We start from the raw sequence: 17956 nt of genomic DNA, 5'->3' as shown, positions 1-17956 counted from the left end.
TGGAGGCGCTTGCCGCTGAAATGCTTTTAAACACTTGATTCACCTCCAATTATGCCAAATGATAAGGCAATGGGAGGGGCGCTTCTCGCGGTGTCCATCATAGTGATAATAGTGTATGCCTGGTTGGTGTTCTTCTCTCCGTGGAAGGCGTTGGTGATAGAGGCGACGGCGTTCATTGGAGTGGCCGCCGTGTTCGGCATACTGGCGTGGATAGGGTACGCGCTGGCCACCACCCCGCCGCCCAAGCCTATAGAGGAGATAGAGAAGGAGATACAGGAGGAGTTGAATAAGCTGGAGAAGGAGACCAAGGAGGGGGAGGGGGCCAAGCAGTAGGATCGCCGCAACAGTTAATTATCCTCGACCAATCCGCCCATCTTCATGATGAATAGGAAGCAGTTGGCGGTCGCCGCGTCAATGTACGCCGTTTTCGCCGCGGTCACCGCGTGGGTGTTGAGGGTGGGGGAGGACTTCCCGTTGAACGCTTACATCCTTTACGCTGTGATAGATCACCGCCTCGCCGTCCTCAATCCCTTCCTATCGCTCATCAGCAGCGATGATTATGGGAGGGCGTTCTTCTGGATCCCCGTCGCCCTGGCCCTTTGGTTCACCAGGTACAGGAGGACGAGCGACTCCATGATAGCGGCGTTCGCGCTCAGCTTGATCCTGGGGGAGGCGTTGAAGCACTTGATGTACCTGCCCCGCCCATTCACCGTGCTGCACGTGAGCACGTTGATAAGCACGGCCCCGGATTCATCATACCCATCGGGCCACGCGTTGATAGTGTCGACGGGCGCCCTGGCCGCGGCGTCCCTTCCGTGGTACCTATCTATCCCCCTCGCCGCGGAGGCCATCATGGTATCGTACGGGAGGATTTACGTGGGGGTGCACTGGCCCCTGGACGTGGTGATGGGGTGGGTGCTGGGCGCCGCCGACGTTGCCCTCATCAACGCGTTCCCGCAATTGCCCCGGGCAGTGGATGCCGTGCTCCAGGCCGTGCTGGGAGGCTTGAGGAGGAGAGGAGGGGAATGAGGGGGTGCCGCCCCGATTAAAAGTTTAAATGCCCGGCCGCCTACGCGTCTGCGAATTCATGAATACGGCAGAGGCTGAGGCCGATGGGGATGCGTTGAGCCTGCTGCATCCTCTGATCAAGGAGTTGCTGGCCAGGAGGGGGATAACGGCTCTTACGGAGCCCCAGCGCCGCGCGATTCCCCTCATAATGGAGGGGCGTAATGTATTGATCATTTCCCCAACAGGGAGCGGGAAGACGGAGGCGGCAATCCTCCCCGTGCTGTCGATGTTCCTACGCGCGAGGGAGAGGGGGGAGCTGGGGCCCGGCATCAATATACTCTACATAACCCCGTTGAGGGCGTTGAATAGGGACCTGCTGGATAGGTTGTCCTGGTGGGGAGGAGAGCTGGGGATGGAGGTCGCCGTGAGGCATGGTGACACCGACGCAAACGAGAGGAGCAGGCAGAGCCGAAGGCCTCCTCAGATGCTCATAACGACGCCGGAGACCCTTCAATTAATACTGACTGGGAGGAGGCTTAGGGAGCACGTTAAGTCCGTCAAGTGGATCATAATAGATGAAGTGCACGAGCTGGCGGAGGACAAGAGGGGGGTCCAGTTATCGCTGACGCTGGAGGTCCTTAAGTGGTTGATTGGATCCTCGCCTCAATTGATAGGGCTTAGCGCAACCATTGGGTCCCCCAGGGAGGTGGCGAGGTTCCTCGTGGGGGAGGGGGATGCGGAGGTGGTGGATGCCTCCATGATGAGGAGGACCAAGATGGAGGTGATAGGCCCCGCCGCCCCGCCGCCGGACCCGCCCTCGCTGCGGGAGGACGCGGAGGAATTGATACACAAGGACGCCCTGGGGCGGTTGCTGCACGTTAAGAGGTTAATAGATGAGGGGGGCGGGGCCACTATAGTGTTCGTGAATACTAGGTCCATGGCTGAGCTGCTCGCGTTCCGCTTCTCCCTGCTTGATCCCGGGTACCCCGTGGCGGTGCACCACAGCTCGCTGTCCAAGGTGTCCCGCATCAACGTGGAGAGGCTGTTCAAGGATGGGGGGTTGAAGGCCATAATAGCCACGTCCAGCCTCGAGCTGGGGATAGATATTGGGAGGGTTGATCAAGTCATACAGTACCTATCCCCGCATCAAGTGACTAGGCTGGTGCAGAGGGTTGGGAGGAGCGGGCATAGGCTGGATAGAACGCCGAGGGGCTTCATAGTGACCGAGGATTTAAATGATACCCTGGAGGCCGAGGCCATCATAGGCAGGGCGCGGCGGGGGTGGATAGAGCCCTTAACGGTGCCGGAGAAGCCGTTCGACGTGTTGGTTCACCAAATAGTGCTGTTGATGATGATCAGGAACAGGTGGAGCCTGGGCGAGATCCACTCCATCTTCAGCAGGTCCTACCCCTACAGGGGCCTCTCCATGGAGGAGTTGAGGGGCGTGGTTAAGTTCATGAGCGAGGTCCTGAATCCCCGCCTGGTCTACTTCGTGGATGGGGAGGACGTGGTGCTGAAGCCCAGCGGGAGGAGGGCTAGGATGGAGATGTATAGGTACTTCTTCGATCAGCTATCCATGATACCGGAGGAGCAGCAGTACGTGGTGATCAGGGAGGACACGGAGGAGCCCGTGGGGGTGCTGGACGACGCCTTCATAGCCGAGTACGGCCAGGTGGGTGTGAAGTTCGTGTTCAGGGGAAGCGTGTGGATACTGTCCGGCCTCGATGAGGATAAGGTGTACGTGAGGCCCACTGAGGACCCGGTCGGCGCTATTCCCTCCTGGATAGGGGAGGAGATACCCGTGCCTCGTGAGGTGGCGGAGGACGTGGGCAGGATCAAGGCGCGGCTGGCGGAGGCGGTTAGGAGGGGAGAGGCCCCGAGCCGCGTGGCGGGGGAGCTGGGGCTGGGGGAGGAGGTGGCGAGCTACGCGTTGGACTTCGTGCGGAGGCAGGCGGAGGTGGCCCCCGTCCCAACCCACGAGGAGGTGGTGGTGGAGGAGGTGGGGGACTTGGCCGTGGTGCACGCGCACTTCGGCACGTTGATCAACAGAACCCTTGCGAGGATGCTGAGCGAGCTGATAACCAGGGACACGGGCTTTCCCGTCGCGGTTCAACAGGATCCCTACTCAGTGGTGATTCAACTGCCTAGGGGCGCCTCGAGGAGCGGGCTGGTGGAGGAGGAGCTGGTGAAGCTGGCGTCGCTGGGCGGGGGGGAGTTGATAGAGCTGGTGAGGAGCGTCGCGTTGAGGACGGGCTTGCTGAGGAGGAGGTTCATGCACGTGGCCAGGAGGTTCAACGTCCTCTCCAAGAAGAGGAGCTGGGGGGAGGTGAACATGGGGAGCGTGATCGAAGCGTTGAGGGACACGCCCGTCTTCACAGAGGCATTCAAGGAATTCCTGGTGAGGGACGTGGACCTGGACGGGGCGGCTAGGGTGCTTGCCCGCATCAAGTCCGGCGAGGTGAGGATTAGAACGGTTCGGCTGGCGGCGCCGAGCCCCATGGCTCAGGAGATAATAGATAAGATAAGCCATAAGATGGAGCTCATCGCCCCGGAGCGGCTGGATAAGCTGGTGCTGGAGAGCGTTAAGGCGAGGCTACTCAACGAGTCCCTCACACTGGTTTGCAGGGAGTGCGGCAGCACATTCATGGCCAGGGTTAGGGACGCCATGAACGCCAAGTGCCCCCAATGCGGCTCCGCGAGGCTGGGCGCCGTTAAGCTGGAGGAGGGAAAGGCGGCGGACCTGGCGGCGCGGGTGAGGGAGGGCAGGGTAAGGAAGGGGGATAGGAGGCACGCGGACGCGCTTGAGAGGAGCACGGAGCTGGTGGCGAGGCATGGGTGGAGGGCGATGGTTGTCCTGGCATCCCGGCTCCCCCTGGATGAGGCGGAGGCCCTCCTGGAGAAGACCGGGGAGGCGGGTCTGGATGAATTGGCGGCCGCCATCTACGGCGCGGAGAGGGAGCACATGAGGCGTAGGTTCCTATCGAATGAGTGATCGCGGGTTCCTTACCCTTACTTACCCACTTGACCTCTCAGGGCTTTTCTCACTGGGTTTGGGCTACCGTTATCTCCGCCTTCTTGGCCTCGCCCGGCTTGGTGGGGTATCTTATTACCTTCAACTTCATTACCTCCGCCTTCCTCAATGGGTATATCTTCTTGCCGGCCTCCATTAGGCTAATGGATAGCTTGCCCATGGCGGCGTCCCTCACGAGCGTGGCGAAGTCAGCGTTAGCCGTGACCTCGCTGAGCCTAGAGCTTATCGCCGCCCTTATCCCCCTCTTCCTGCTCGTGCTGCACCTGTAGGTAGTCACGGCCAGCACCTCGAACCTCAACACGGCGCCGTCGCTCGTGGTCACATCCTGAATAACCATTACCTTGCTGGACCCCCTCCTCACCAAGCTCCTTATGTAATCCCTGGCCAACTCCATCTCCTTGAACCTGGTGAACGCCTTGTCTCCCTCAACCCTATCTATTTGGAACGTGAGCTTTATGGTGAGGTGGGACAGGTCCTTGGTTATGTCGAACAGGGTGACCCCTATTGTTCTATTGACCAGCTTGCCCGCCTCCTCCGCGGGGGCCTCGCCGACAAGCACCTCGTTGAAGACGGCGGGGGAGTAGACGGGGTACCAATTCTTGAACGCCCACTTCCCCATTGCCGATTTCTGCGCGCTTTGCTGAGACATTGAAGAAACGGGGACTGGGGTCTATTAATAAATCTTAACCAGCAATGGGAAGGAGGAGCCCGGCCGGTTAACTACCCTGCCCTGTTGGCTTTAAATAGGGCCGCCCGGCGCTTGACGCATGACGTCGGTGGAGGTTCCCCCAATTGAGGTGAGGAGGGCCAAGCTACAGGCCCGGGAGACCGCCGTGGTGGTCGTCGACATGCAGAACGACTTCGTGAGGAGGGATGGGAAGCTCTACGTGCCGAGCGCGGAGGACACTATAAAGCCAATAGCGGAGCTGCTGGGTAGAGCGCGGAGGGCGGGCGCGAGCGTGATATACACGCAGGACTGGCACATGAAGGATGACCCCGAGTTCAGGATATGGGGGGAGCACGCGCTGGCCGGGACGTGGGGCGCCGAGATAATCGAGGAGCTTGCCCCGGCTCCGGATGATGCGGTGATAAGGAAGTTGAGGTACGATGCGTTCTTCGGGACCTCCCTGGACTACCTCCTCCGCGTGCGCGGCATAAGGAACCTGGTGCTCGTGGGGACCGTGGCCAACATATGCGTCCTCCACACGGCCGGCTCCGCCGCCTTGAATTGGTACAACGTGGCGCTGGCGGTGGATGGGGTATCCGCCTTGACTGACTTCGACCTATATTCAACTCTTCGCCAAGTATCTTTCCTATATAAGGGAACGATAACCAAGACCACGGACATAGAATTCATTTAATTGAGCTTGCCTTGATGGATCCATAATTGATATTATTGCAATTCACCTGTAATCTTATTGGCGGGATACCATTTATATACTACTAGCGTTACAAGGGAAATACTTATAAACATAAATCAATGCTTATGCCCATGATAACTATAATAGGCGCGGGGAGGGTGGGCGCCTCGACCGCCTACTCGCTCCTAATGAACGAGGTCGACACCGAAATAACCCTGATAGACATCGTCCAAGGGCTGCCCCAGGGAGAGGCCCTGGACCTCAACCACGCGGCGGCCATCCTGGGGAAATCCGTGACCGTCAAGGGAAGCAACGACTATAAGGACATGGAGGGCAGCGACATAGTGATAATAACGGCTGGCCTCGCCAGGAAGCCCGGCATGACTAGGGAGCAGTTGGCGGCCCAGAACGCGGAGATAGTGGCCGGCATCGCCGACCAGGTGAGGAAGTACGCGCCTAACTCCATAGTTATGCTGACCACCAATCCCTCCGACGTGATGGTCTACGTCCTCTACAAGCGGCTCAAGTTCCCGAGGGAGAGGGTGATAGGGTTCAGCGGGGCGCTGGACACCAGGAGGCTGGCCTACTACGCCAGTCAAATAATTGGGATATCCCCCAGCGCGATAATACCAGTGGTGCTGGGCCAGCACGGCGAGAACATGTACCCAGTGCCTGAGGCGTCCATGGTGTACGGGAAGCCCCTCAGCGAGTTCCTCACCAAGGAGCAGATGGATGAGATAGTGAAGAAGACCATACAGGCAGGAGCCGACATAACCAACCTCAGGAAGTTCAGCAGCAACTGGGGACCCGGTGCTGGGTTGACCATAATGGCGGACGCCATAAAGAAGGACAGGAAGACAGTGATAGAGGCCAGCGTTTACTTGGACGGGGAGTACGGCGTTAAGGATGTCTTCGTGGAGGTGCCCGTCGTCTTCGGAAAGAGGGGGGCGGAGAAGGTGATAGAGTTGAACCTAAACGCGGAGCAGAGGAGGAAGTTCATGGAGAGCGTGGAGGCCGTCAAGAACAACCTAAAGACGGTGCCTCCCCAGTACCTGCAATGAGTTGACGCCCGCCTTCGGCGAAAACAAATAATATTATTAATGTTATCTTTATTACCTTTGCCTCCTTTCAGCGCTTGCCCCCTTCATTGGACTTGCCCGAGGTGACTTTGAATCGGTTGCGCATGCCCTTTACGGTGGGCGGCAAATTATTAATCCGTCCCCTCCTCGGCTCCATCATGGAGGACAAAATAGCCGCGCTCACCAGGGAATTGAAGAAGAAGGAAGACAAGGAGACCGCGAGGAGGCTCCTATTCATGCTCAACGGGGCCAGGGACGACACGATATACGCCCTGGAGGCGCGGGCCTTGGCGGCGTGGGTGTTGGGGGATAGGGAGCAGATGGATGCGGCTGAGGTGGTCCTAAACAGGATGTGCGACAACAAGTCCCCGCTCTGCCACTTGGCCAGGGCGTTGGTGGAGAGGTACATAGCTGAGGTCAACATGGGGCAGGCGGAGCTGGCCCTCAACCACGTGGAGCAGGGCCTATCCTCCACGAGGAGGCTGCTGAGGCACCCGGAGGACGTCCCTGAGGATTACTTGAAGCGCACCGGCTTGGACGTGGCGGGGATGGCGAGGGAATTGAGGGAGGCGGAGGCGAGGTACTTGCTGCTCAGATCAACCCTGCTCCCAGAGATAGGGTTCGATAAGGCGGTGGAGGCGGATAAGGACGCGGACGCCGCGGCCAATGAATTCGCTGGGCTCGGATTGATAGAGGACGCCGTACGAAGTAAGCTGTGGAGGTTCAGGCTGGGGGCCGCCCGCGGCTCCATTAATTACGAATTGATAGAGGACGCCCTCTCCCAGTCGCGCGGGACCAGGGCCTTCAGGCTGGCCGCGGCTAATTACCTGGGGGCCAGGGCGGTGGCCGGCTTGGGCTCCGTGCCGGAGCTGGTCGAGGAGGTCAAGGCGGAGGCGAAGCTGTCAGCCCCCACCCTTGGCTTGATGGCGCTCTTCGGGGCCGTGGATGCGGGGGAGTTCCGGAAGGAGTTGGAGAGATATAGGGAGGAGTTCATGCCCTCATTCGTCGCCCCCGCTATAGCAGTGTTGAGGAATCGAATGGGGGTGGAGGAGGCGATGGCGAAGTGCAGCGATGCCTCGCCGGATGAGGAGACGTGCAGGGAGTACGTGAAGCAGGCGGAGGAGGGCATTGTGGGGGAGGAGCAATTGCTTTACGTGGCATTCATGCAGGACCCCATAGGGTCCCTCTCCTACGTAATGGATGAGTGCCTCGCCGGCGGCCTGGACATGGGGAGGGAGTACATAATGTACTGGGCATCCCCGAACACGAACAGCGCCATAAAATGGAGGCTATACAGCGACCTCCTGGAGAAGGCGGAGGGCGGCTGCGGCATTGATGCTAAGAAGGCGGTGAGCAAGATCTTCTTCTACCTGGTCTGACCCACCCCTCAGGCAGGAAAGACGAAGCGAGCGGCGATCACGGACCCCTCCCTGAGGTCATGGACCCGCCTCGCCCCTATTAGGAGCGGCTAAAACACCTGTTCCACTGCTTTATTGGACTGGAGCGCAAAGCGGCAATGCCCAGTCGATAAGGCATGCCCGGGTGATTTCTTCAATGAAGCGATGATCGCCGAGGAGCGGGAAAAAATTGATTTTACCGTAGATACCGCGCTCGACGGCCGCGGTTGGAGAGGCGATTCATGATCGCCGATAGCTTGGCCAATATTATGGAGAGTATTACGGCGATTATGAAGGCGCCCAACGTCCGCCATTGCTGGGGCAGGAAAGCCTCCGCCACCAGTATGGCGCTGATCACTGCAGACATAATGCTAAGGACCAGCATGGTTAGGTTCACCTGCCGCGAGTCCTCATTGACTACGAGGAAGTTAACCCTCTCCAGCTTCTCCATCACGGCCTCGTACGCGCTATCAACCCTGAGCCTCTCCATGGCTAGCCACCACCAGTGGCTCGACCTGGAGTATACCTGGTGCCTGACCTCATGCACGTCCTCCATCCCCTTAGCCACCCTCCTCTCCACCCTGAACAAATCGCCCGCGCTCCCGCCGTCCAACACCCTGCTCAACTCGTAATCGAAGAGGTGGAGAAGCAGCCGCACCCCTATCAACAAGCCGAAGTCATCCGCGTCCTTCGCCGCCTTCCTCAAAAGAGGGGAGTCGATGCCGCCCGCTGTCGCTCCGCCCGTCCAGGCCCTGCTGGAGCCCATGAATAGGGACACCATGCCGCCCACGAATTGGCTGCCCTCCTTGGACTCATATATGTCCACGAGCGAGTTGGCCACCCGCTCGCTCTTCCTGGTTCTATAGCCCTCCTTCTTGTGGGAGACTATGCCGAAGACCTGCCTTGGAAACCTCTTCACCACCTCCTCGAACACGTCGTCCCCATCCACCAACGCGTGTATCAACACGTACGGTATGAAGCCGGCGCCGCTTATGAACCTGAGGAACTCATACTCCTCCACCCCCGCGTCCCTCCAATAATCCACGTAGGCCTTGTGGTAAGCCGTCAACGCGAGGATCGAGAACACCTCCCTCAAGCTGCACTCCCCCCTCCCGAACAACAGCAAGTCATTGAGGCAACCGCTTGGAGGGAAGTAAACGGAGCACCGCCACCTCTTGCCTCCCATGCGCGACGCATCGCATGGGAAGTCATCTAGGCAAGCCATGCCCAGCGCGTGGCTGGCTTGAGACAGGGCATTCCTGTACTCCTCGCTTAACTCCACGCCCACCCTCAACTCCTCAAACGATTCCACGAAGTCCATCAAGTCCTCCGCCGAGCATTGCCCCGCGTTGCCCATGAAGAGCGCTATGTAGGCGACGCCGCTTTCATGGATGGTGAGGACGGGCACCGCCCGCATCGGCTCCCTGCCTGGATCGAGGCTGGGGAGGGGGGCTTCTTCATTGGCTTTCCGTTTGGGCCGCAGCGTCACGCGGAGCGGGGGCATCACCGACTTCCACCGCCGCTGGATGGTTATGAAGCCAAGCTCCTCCTCCGGCTCAATATATCTCTCAACCAACTTCTTCACCGCGTAGCTCGCATCGATGTCATTTATGTCAAGGTTGAAGGGGCTCCACGTTCTTTTCCTCAAACCATCCACCATGCGATCAAGCACGTCGTGGCTCCACCCCCGACCGCGCCCGAGGGCGGTGGCGCCGAAGTTGAAGGCAAAGACGTAGGTCAGGAGGTAATCCTTGAACTCTAGCCTGCCCTCCGGCTGTGCCTCATCCACGTCCTTCACGCTCATGGTTTTAAGCGGGGATGGTACCGGATGCCTAGCCGTGCGATTTAGGCGAGGAGCCCGATATAAGCATTACTGCCTAGACGTCGAGTATTCCTAGCCGCAACGTGGGGGCCCCAACCCATGAAACGCCATCACTGGAATGGAGCCCTTTCAGGGAGGGGCCTCCCGGTTTCACGCCCGTTGGTCGGCGGCCTGGAAGGCATGAGGTTGCTCCCTCCCCCATGCTGCTCATTCATCCTTTACGGGGTTGACCAGCTTGCCCACCTTCTCGACCTCGGCCTCCACCGTGTCCCCATTCTTCAAGTACTTGCCCTTGGCCTCGCCCACCCCCTGGGGAGTGCCTGTTGATATTACGTCGCCGGGCCTCAGCGTTAATCCCTGGCTGGCCCAGTGGATTAACTGGGGCACGCCGAATATCATGCCCCCCGTATTGCCCTCCTGCTGGGTCTCGCCGTTCACCTTGAGGGTTAACTTGAGGTTGCCTGGATCGCCCACCTCGTCCGGGGTCGCTATTACGGGGCCCATGGGGGTGGCGGAGTCCATGCTCTTGCCCCAGATCCAGTTCTGGCCAAAGGCATTGAGCTTCTCGGGCCAGCCGGGCGGGAACTGCCAATCCCTCATGGATACGTCGTTCACCACGGTGTACCCGAAGACGTGGTTGAGCGCCTCCTTCTCGTCCACGTACTTCCCCCTCCTACCGATCACTACCCCAAGCTCCACCTCCCAGTCCACCCTGTAGGAGACGCGGGGCTTGAGTATTGGGTCCCCATTCCCTATCAAGGCGTTCCTGAACTTGGGGAAGAAGTAGGGCTTCTCGGGCGGCGCGTGCTTTGTCTCCTCGCCGTGCGCCTTGTAATTCACGGCCACGCATAGGATCTTCTCCGGGTCCGGTATTGGGGGGAGCCACTTTATGGAGGATGGATCCAGCAATAGATCGGAATCCGAGCGGCCCCTATCTATTAATTCCCTTACCACGCCCACCGCGGGATCCCCAAGCTCCGCCAATCGCCGCATGGAGTAGAGAAAATCCGGGGCAGCCTCCGTCCCGTGGATGCTGGAGTAGGCGAGGGGCAGGTCCAGCACACCGCCCGCCACGAGGGCCCCCACCCTCGGTATTCCGTCCTTCACGAAGGAGAGCAACTTCATGGAAGTCGAGGCGAGGGGAGTTAATTAAACATTGCCCAGGAACTCGGCTGGGCATTCCTTACCCCATCCTTACCAAAGCATCGAACAATAGTAATACAGAGACCGGCGGATAAAGAGGCAATAATTTTTCAATCCCTCACGTATACAGTAAGATAAGACAGTAATGCCAGCAATTTCGGGCAGCAAGTACCAAATCTATGTTACTGTGAGATCCAGATGCCTAGACTTGGGACTGAGTTATAGATGCGCATAATTAATAAAATAATAATTATTAGCACTCATGGCACCAGGAATGTTAAATCCCATTGCGTGGACCGGCGGGAAGGGGCTGAACTTGCTTCCCCTCAGCCGGCTAAATCGTGAATCATCTATCTAAGAAATTCTCAAGTACACACTGACAAGGAATGGATTACTTTCACTTCAAAAAGCTGCCCGCAAGTTGCCATCTCAATTCACCACAAGCTTGGGGTCCTCCCAGGGAGCTGGGGCCGCACACTGTGGAGCAATGTTTTTCTGCTGAAACCGCCAAGGCGGCCCGTGAAGCTGCTTGAGCCCTTCTACATAAGGGACGTGAAGCTTAGGAATAGGGTAGTCATGGCCCCAATGATAAGCAACCTGGCGGCGCCCGGGGGTTATCCCACGGATGAGCATATAGCGTACATGGCTAGGAGGACGGCGTCCGCCGGACTCATAATAACGGAGTACACTTACGTGGACGCCGTGGACTCCAGGGGGTCGCCCAACGAGTTGGGGCTGTACAGCGACGAGGTAGTGCCGAAGTTCTTCAGGTTAACCGATGCGATTCACTCCAGGGGGTCCAAGATATTCGTGCAGCTGGTGCACGCCGGCAGGAAGACGAGGCCCAGCTTGATTTGGGGGAACGAGCCCATAGCTCCATCCCCAGCCCCCCTCCTGGGGCCCGTGAGGGAGATGGGGGAGGAGGACATACGGAGGGTGGTTAGGGAGTTCGGGGATGCAGCGGAGAGGGCGGAGAGGGCTGGTTTTGATGGGGTTGAGATACATGGGGCGCACGGCTACTTAATAGCTCAATTCCTCTCCCCCGCCGTGAACAGGAGGAGGGATAGGTACGGGGACGGGGTTGCGTTTCTCGAGGAGGTGCTGGGCGAGGTGAGGAGGAGAACGAGCCTCCCCGTGGGGCTCAGGATAAGCGCCTCCGAGTTCGACCCCAACGGGCTCTCGCCCAGGGACGTCTCAACCATAATAGGGAGGGTGGCTGGGATGCTGGACTACGTCCACTTGTCGGCTGGGAGGGATGGGCCTCTCGGGTCCTCCATGCCCTTCTACTGGAGGAGGCCGGCCTTCGTGGATTTGGCGAGGGAGGTGGGAGCGGGCGGGCTCCCGCTCCTGCTCGTGGGCAGCGTGGTGACGCTGGGGGACGCGGAGGAGGTGCTGCGCGTGGCGGACGCGGTGGTGTTGGGGAGGCAATTGCTGGCAGACCCCGAGTGGCTCCCCAAGGCGGTGGGCGGGAAACCGTTCAGGCCCTGCATTAGGTGCAACCAGTCCTGCAGGGGCTTCGCGTCCCGGGAGGTCAGGTGCGACGTTAATCCGGAGCTGGGGTGGGAGTTGATCCCGTTAAGGCCTGGGAGCGGGCGCGCCACGGTGGTGGGCGGGGGGTTGATGGGAATGGAGGCGGCGAGGACCCTCGCAGAGAGGGGGTTCAAGGTCACGCTGCTGGAGAGGGGGGAAGCGTTGGGCGGCCAGTTGAATTGGTTGATGGATCCATGGAAGCGGGAGGAGTTCCTCCCCCTCCTGAGGTTCTACGAGGCGGAGCTGGCCAGGCTAGGCGTCGAGGTGAGGCTCGGCGAGGAGGGCGGGAGAGAGGAGGGGGTGTGGGCCGTGCCTGAGGAGAGGCAACCGGCGTTCACGCCGTACTCTGGGAAGACGGTGCTGGTGGATTCGAACCTCTACGCGTACCAGGACTATGCCTTCAAGTGGGCCGAGGAGAATAAGGTCGTGGTGACGGAGAGGGGCTTGGAGGGGCTTGATAGGACTAGAGGGTACTTGCTGGCGGAGGCGTACCGTAAACGCGGCGTCGAGGTGGTTAAGGACTGGAGGGACGCGGAGGCGGAGGCGGACGTGGTGATTAGGGAGTTCTCTAGGAGGCAACCCAGCATTGGGTCCGCGATATGGAGGGGGCACTGGATGGCGGCCGAGTACGAGCCGTGACGCCCAAGGCCTGTTTAATCCATAATCGCCGCCGGGCTTTATAATGCATCATAGACTTTCCCTTTACAATATATTATTAAATATCATAGTGAATTAACAGGTTTGTTAAACAGACTTTCTACGATATTTAAAAACGTTCAGGTCGTAGGGTAGCTATGAAAGAGGAAAGAGCCATGCACGCGCCTCATCGCTGCGCGCGGGGCGTGGCGGGAATCATCGTTATAGTGCTGGCCATCGCGGTAGGGGTAATCATAATCTCCACGGTCCTCGCAGTCTATGTAGAAATGAACCCCAGATCAGTGCATCCGTCGACGACGCCCACGGTCGTGTACACGCCCTACAACGCCACCGGGCCCAGCCTCACCTCGCTATTCAACATAGAGCCGCGGCAATTAACAACGCAGCTGCGATTAACTCAGGTGCCCAGCTCCCTGGTGAGGAACATCCCGGGGCGGGAATTGGTGGCTTTCCAATTGCCGCCGGGCTACCCATATAACTACTCGGTGGTGATGGTTGGCGGGGGCTGGGTCGCCGTGTACCTGGTGGGCAGCAGCGGGGATAAGCTATTCTACGAGACTGAACACCCATTCAAGACAGCAGTTCTGAGCCGCGTGTACTCCAACAAGTCCGGCGCTGAGGGGCTGGGCTTGGTCGTGATTAAGCTGTATAGGGCAAGCGTGCCTGGGCCCCAGGGAAGCACCATTACGATATATCCCTCCGAGGACTCCTACGAGGCGCTTTGGTACGTGGGGGGAGCCTTAGTCGTGAACACGACCGCGGCCGGTTGGTTCTACGTGGATTACGGCAACGAGGTGGTGGGCGCCGTGCCGGATGGTGGCTCATGGAATGGCGCTAGGTGGGCTGACTGCACCTCGGATGCGCCGGGCGTGGTTAACGGGGTTGGAACCGCCGCGGCTTACACCGTGACTCACGGCGGGTACGCGTTGGATGATTGCCCCGTGACCGATGTTATAGCCAACTGGCCCTTTGTCGGGGTTGATGCTTGGGGACACATCCTACTTCCAACGTCATTCCCGGGAAGCAAAAGCATCGCGCTTGCATGCGGGTGCTACGGTTAATGTTTAATGTTCAACTCTCCTCCAGCAACAATCAAAACGAGCGGCTGTTAAAAAGCGTACATACGTGCTAAGCTATTTAACGAACTAAACTACGAGAGGGGGCAGCAATTCTTCCATGAAGGGAAAGTAAACCTAAAAAGAGAAAAACAATGAGGCTTGGCCATCGTTCTTCTCCCTTCTAAAGTTGAAGAAGGAAGGGAAACTACCACCGCACATGCTGAAAGCTTCATAACCGCACTGGAAGTGAAGAGAATAGGCTTGGTGGATGGGGTTGGTAGTGTGGTGTAGCTTTATCATTATGTTGCGCCTTGATCTATACTTACTTGGATTATTACTTGGTAATTAGTTGCAGTATTGCTTTATGGTTTTGTCCTTTGTGGTAGGTATTACGGTGATGATCTTTGTCTTTTTGCCATTATACTTAATGGATGTGTAGATAATGATAACCATAACATTACCACATTTATTGATAGGCATGCATAATATATGCTGATCGTTACGAACCTTTACGTACTCTCCATTGCATGCATGCTCTATTGCCTTTATGATTTCCTGCTCGAAGTCGTCAATACAGACCCCACTGGATTTAAGTTCATAAATCCTTAATCGCAATCTCTGTTTTGCATGAAACGTTAATTCACACATTCATTTCATCGCCAGAATACTGACCAATTGAGTACTATGCATGGTGAGCCGAATTGGTCCCTATAGTCTGGGTAGAAGGATATGTTCGTTGGTTTGATTATGACCTCCTTCTCACCACCGTCGCTTAACTTAAGCCTTAAGACACCATCACTAATTACTTTATTCTCGGCCTTGGCGGGTCGACCCATTATAACGGTTGGGTTACATTGAGGGCCTGGCCTTGGCTTGTTGGTCTTCGTTGATACTATCATGTTTACCCATATTGAGTAGTTATTCTCATACTTGAGGACCTTAAACACCACAGGCAGTGCTGTGATAGTTAACTCCTCATCATCGACTAAGGCCTTAATTACCATGGGCTTTATTGAGATTATTTCGAAGTCTAAGTCAAGGTAATTATACATTGAGACCACTTACACGGGAGGCCCTGCCCTAACCCTACTTATGAAGCGAGCTAGGTCCTTATCCTCGGGCTCGATACTTATGTACACCAGCTTATCCTCCTCATCAACACCAACGGTGACAAGGGCCAAACCCTCCTCAGACTTAACGGGTGGCCTATCGCTGAGGATTATCAACACATTACCAAACTCCCTATCAACGTTCACCTGGATGGGCGGTAAAGCGGGGTAATTACCCAATACCTGGACCACGCCGCCGGGGTTACCGAGACTAATGGACATTAGGTAATTAGCTTAATCCGATATAAATACTTTATCCAAATCCAATTATTGGTAAACTACCCCCGCCCTAACGGACGGAGTCTCCACAAATTGATGAAGAGTTATTAAGGGAGAAGAGGAGGTTGTTAAAGAAGCTGTATGGACGTCTCCTACACCTGTACAGAAACCTAGCATCACACTTGGTCAGAACTCTACATGAGCGGGGAGTATCAACGATCTATTCCGGTTACCCCTATAACATCGCGCAGGAGAGGGGTAGCAAGTTCACTGTGAATTTGTGGTCTTATCGTGAACTAATGGATGCTATTGAGTTGAAGGCTCGGGAGTACGGTATGGAGGTGTTTGAGGTAGTTGAGTATAATACAAAAATATTGTGCTTACCACGGCGTGGAGGTTAAGAGGGGATCGAGGGGGTCGTTAATTGCCCTAGGGGGCACAGACTGCACAGTGACTTAAAAGGTGCCTTAAACGCTCTGAAGAAAGCTGTAGGGAAAGTAGTGAATGCAGTAAATGAACTCCTATCTTTCATAGCAGGCCATAACCGAGCATCGCCCGTTAAAGGGGCGTAACCCCCCAGACCCGGGAAACCCCCACCCCTAAAGGGCGGGGAGGAGGTCAGTGGAGCAAAATAATGAGAATATGGAGAGAAATTCTATATGAAAGATCTAATAATATTCTCGCCGACAAAATGTGAGATAAGGAATTAATAATAGACCTTCTCAAAGCGAGGACAGCCATTAACGTCAGAAAGTCGTGAGAGTATCTGAAACGCATGTTCAGAAATCCACGGCTATCTCCCGCGTCTTGGGGGTGGGTATCGCCATCACAAGCTCGGCGTGGGCTAGGTAGTCAAGCCCCTTCTCCGTCAGCTTATTGAAGACGCACCTCCTCCTAGTCCCCGCGCTGCACCTATCCCTATACCTCTCCACCAACCCCGCCTCCTCCAAGGAGCGCAGGACGCTCTCCCCATACCCCCACGACCTCAACAATCGAAGCAACTCCCTGGTGTAGGGATCCCTCCCCGTTTGTGAGTTGAATTGACGTATGGCGTTGAGGAGTCGCGTTGTTGATGTGATTTTGTTTCTTTGCATGCGTGTCCAATTTTTGGTAACGAATATATAAACATTACGCTAATGCCCAACCATTCATAACAACAGATGAATGCAGCCATATGGGAGGCAATGAATAGCTAAGTGACAGGCTTGCGTATCGGGTATTGTGAATTGATTTGGTTGGGTGTTTTCCTTGCCTACTGCGTGTCCAATTATTGGTAACGCATTTCCAACGCAGCTCCACTCAATAAAGACCGTACACGCAGCGATGAAGCGTGGAGAGCGGAAGCAGTGTGTTAGGCGGTCGGTGCGCTAGGGGGTTCAGTTACTGAAGGGGGTGTGCGCTTTGCCCTGTGGTTATAGAGATTGGGGGCATGGTTGAGGGATGCCGTGAGGGGCTCAGGTTTTTAACTGTAGGGGCTTCAGCTGCTGAAGGGGGTATGTTATTCGGCCTATCGCCTAAGGTGGATAGGAGGGAATTGTTCGGGAGAGACGCTGAGCTGGAATTCATCAAGGCCCAGATAGTCGCCGGGAATTGGGTTATCGTGGCGGGGCAGAGGATGATGGGCAAGACCAGCTTGGTTAGGGTGGCGCTGAGCGAGCTGGGAAGAGAGGGGTTCAGGTCCATCTACGTAAATCTCATGGGGATAAAGTCACTGAGGGGATTATTGCAGCGGCTGGAGGAGGCTTGGAGAGGCGCATTGGGAGGGATTGACGCCTCGATAAATCTGTCCCTTGGCCCCTTCCAGGTCGACCTGAGGCGGAGAGCGGATAGGAGCAACCTACTGGGTTTCCTCCTAGGCATTAATGAAAACGCAGTGATAGCGATGGATGAGGTGCAGGAGCTGGCGCCGGCGACTCCCCACCTGCTCCGGGTTCTGGGCAACGTGTTCGCCAGTAACCCTAGGGTTAGGTTCATCTTCACGGGATCATACATGGGATTGATGAAGATGCTCCTGGACTCCGGCCCGGACTCCCCCCTCTACGGAAGGCCCCCAGTCGAGGTCAGGCTGAGGCCCTTCACGGTGGATCAATCAACCGCCTTCCTGAGCAGGGGATTCGAGGAGCTGGGCATCTCGTTCAAGAACCACGAGGAGGTGGTGGAGCGATTGGATGGAGTGGTTGGCTGGCTAACGCTCTTTGGGAACTACCACGGAGTGAGGGGGCTGGAGCTGGGGGATGCGTTGAAGCGGGCGGTCGAGGAGGGGGAGAAGATAATCAGGTCCGAATTAGCTCACTTCCTTGAGGGCAGGGACGCTGATCTACACCTAGCCGTGCTTGAGGCCGCCAAGCGAGAGTCTAGGTGGAGTGGAATAAAGAGGGGGGCGGAGATAATACTGGGAAGGAGGCTGGACGACAGGACGATAACCAACGCCCTCAATGCATTGGTGGAGGGAAACATCATTGAGAAAACCGCTGACGGATACAGAATAGCGGATCCCATAATGAGGAACATGGACTTCTGGACGGCAAGGCAATGATAGCTG

General features: G+C 57.1%; 15 protein-coding genes and 1 pseudogene. 10 read left to right on the top strand and 6 right to left on the bottom strand.

Annotated features, from left to right (window positions below):
* The first annotated feature begins 51 nt into the window (after positions 1–51).
* The 3 genes from ACZ5ZS_RS08030 to ACZ5ZS_RS08020 are packed head-to-tail and all read left to right on the top strand — an operon-like array spanning position 52 to position 4000.
* Positions 52–333 carry a transcriptional regulator gene (locus ACZ5ZS_RS08030; RefSeq protein WP_188595557.1) on the top strand — a complete coding sequence of 94 codons (282 nt, stop codon included), beginning with the start codon at positions 52–54 and terminating at the stop codon, positions 331–333.
* A 45-nt stretch (positions 334–378) separates the two neighbouring features.
* Complete coding sequence (locus ACZ5ZS_RS08025; protein WP_188595556.1) at positions 379–1029, top strand: phosphatase PAP2 family protein; 651 nt, start codon at positions 379–381, stop codon at positions 1027–1029.
* 58 nt (positions 1030–1087) lie between these two features.
* A complete protein-coding gene (locus ACZ5ZS_RS08020; RefSeq protein ID WP_188595555.1) occupies positions 1088–4000 on the top strand; it encodes a DEAD/DEAH box helicase in 2913 nt (970 codons plus the stop codon).
* A gap of 49 nt (positions 4001–4049) precedes the next feature.
* On the opposite strand, the gene ACZ5ZS_RS08015 is transcribed toward ACZ5ZS_RS08020, so the two are convergent.
* A complete protein-coding gene (locus ACZ5ZS_RS08015; RefSeq protein ID WP_188595554.1) occupies positions 4050–4688 on the bottom strand; it encodes a 30S ribosomal protein S3ae in 639 nt (212 codons plus the stop codon).
* Positions 4689–4806: 118 nt separating this feature from the next.
* On the opposite strand from ACZ5ZS_RS08015, the gene ACZ5ZS_RS08010 reads away from it, so the two are divergent.
* The 3 genes from ACZ5ZS_RS08010 (at position 4807) to ACZ5ZS_RS08000 (ending at position 7858) form a co-directional block, all read left to right on the top strand.
* Complete coding sequence (locus ACZ5ZS_RS08010; protein WP_188595553.1) at positions 4807–5400, top strand: cysteine hydrolase family protein; 594 nt, start codon at positions 4807–4809, stop codon at positions 5398–5400.
* Positions 5401–5531: 131 nt separating this feature from the next.
* On the top strand, positions 5532–6461 hold the full coding sequence (locus ACZ5ZS_RS08005) for a malate dehydrogenase (protein WP_188595552.1): 930 nt from the start codon (positions 5532–5534) through the stop codon (positions 6459–6461).
* A gap of 176 nt (positions 6462–6637) precedes the next feature.
* Positions 6638–7858, top strand: a complete 1221-nt coding sequence (locus ACZ5ZS_RS08000) for a hypothetical protein (RefSeq protein ID WP_188595551.1) — start codon at positions 6638–6640, stop codon at positions 7856–7858.
* Positions 7859–8072: 214 nt separating this feature from the next.
* Here ACZ5ZS_RS08000 and ACZ5ZS_RS07995 read toward each other — a convergent pair whose 3' ends face one another.
* A complete protein-coding gene (locus ACZ5ZS_RS07995) occupies positions 8073–9680 on the bottom strand; it encodes a hypothetical protein (RefSeq protein WP_188595550.1) in 1608 nt (535 codons plus the stop codon).
* 225 nt (positions 9681–9905) lie between these two features.
* Complete coding sequence (locus tag ACZ5ZS_RS07990) at positions 9906–10823, bottom strand: fumarylacetoacetate hydrolase family protein (RefSeq protein WP_188595549.1); 918 nt, start codon at positions 10821–10823, stop codon at positions 9906–9908.
* Between the two features lie 594 nt (positions 10824–11417).
* On the opposite strand from ACZ5ZS_RS07990, the gene ACZ5ZS_RS07985 reads away from it, so the two are divergent.
* From ACZ5ZS_RS07985 to ACZ5ZS_RS07975, 3 genes and pseudogenes are all read left to right on the top strand, one after another.
* Complete coding sequence (locus tag ACZ5ZS_RS07985; protein WP_342766256.1) at positions 11418–13010, top strand: oxidoreductase; 1593 nt, start codon at positions 11418–11420, stop codon at positions 13008–13010.
* Positions 13011–13165: 155 nt separating this feature from the next.
* Complete coding sequence (locus tag ACZ5ZS_RS07980; protein WP_188595547.1) at positions 13166–14089, top strand: hypothetical protein; 924 nt, start codon at positions 13166–13168, stop codon at positions 14087–14089.
* 54 nt (positions 14090–14143) lie between these two features.
* Positions 14144–14318 (top strand): annotated as a pseudogene (locus ACZ5ZS_RS07975) (RNA-guided endonuclease TnpB family protein); the annotation flags it as partial.
* A gap of 421 nt (positions 14319–14739) precedes the next feature.
* On the opposite strand, the gene ACZ5ZS_RS07970 reads toward ACZ5ZS_RS07975, so the two are convergent.
* From ACZ5ZS_RS07970 to ACZ5ZS_RS07960, 3 genes are all read right to left on the bottom strand, one after another.
* Positions 14740–15138: a hypothetical protein gene (locus ACZ5ZS_RS07970; protein WP_188595546.1), complete on the bottom strand. Its 399-nt coding sequence runs from the start codon at positions 15136–15138 to the stop codon at positions 14740–14742.
* A gap of 9 nt (positions 15139–15147) precedes the next feature.
* A complete protein-coding gene (locus ACZ5ZS_RS07965) occupies positions 15148–15417 on the bottom strand; it encodes a hypothetical protein (RefSeq protein WP_188595545.1) in 270 nt (89 codons plus the stop codon).
* A gap of 776 nt (positions 15418–16193) precedes the next feature.
* Complete coding sequence (locus ACZ5ZS_RS07960) at positions 16194–16508, bottom strand: helix-turn-helix domain-containing protein (protein WP_188595544.1); 315 nt, start codon at positions 16506–16508, stop codon at positions 16194–16196.
* A gap of 401 nt (positions 16509–16909) precedes the next feature.
* Here ACZ5ZS_RS07960 and ACZ5ZS_RS07955 point away from each other — a divergent pair, with 401 nt between their 5' ends.
* The gene (locus ACZ5ZS_RS07955) at positions 16910–17950 is read left to right on the top strand and encodes an AAA family ATPase (RefSeq protein WP_188595543.1); all 1041 of its coding nucleotides are present in this window, start codon (positions 16910–16912) and stop codon (positions 17948–17950) included.
* Positions 17951–17956: the final 6 nt, after the last annotated feature.

Source organism: Thermocladium modestius (genome assembly GCF_055398215.1).
The sequence above is the reverse complement of the archived record's forward strand: the minus strand, read 5'-3'. Positions and strand labels throughout refer to the sequence as shown.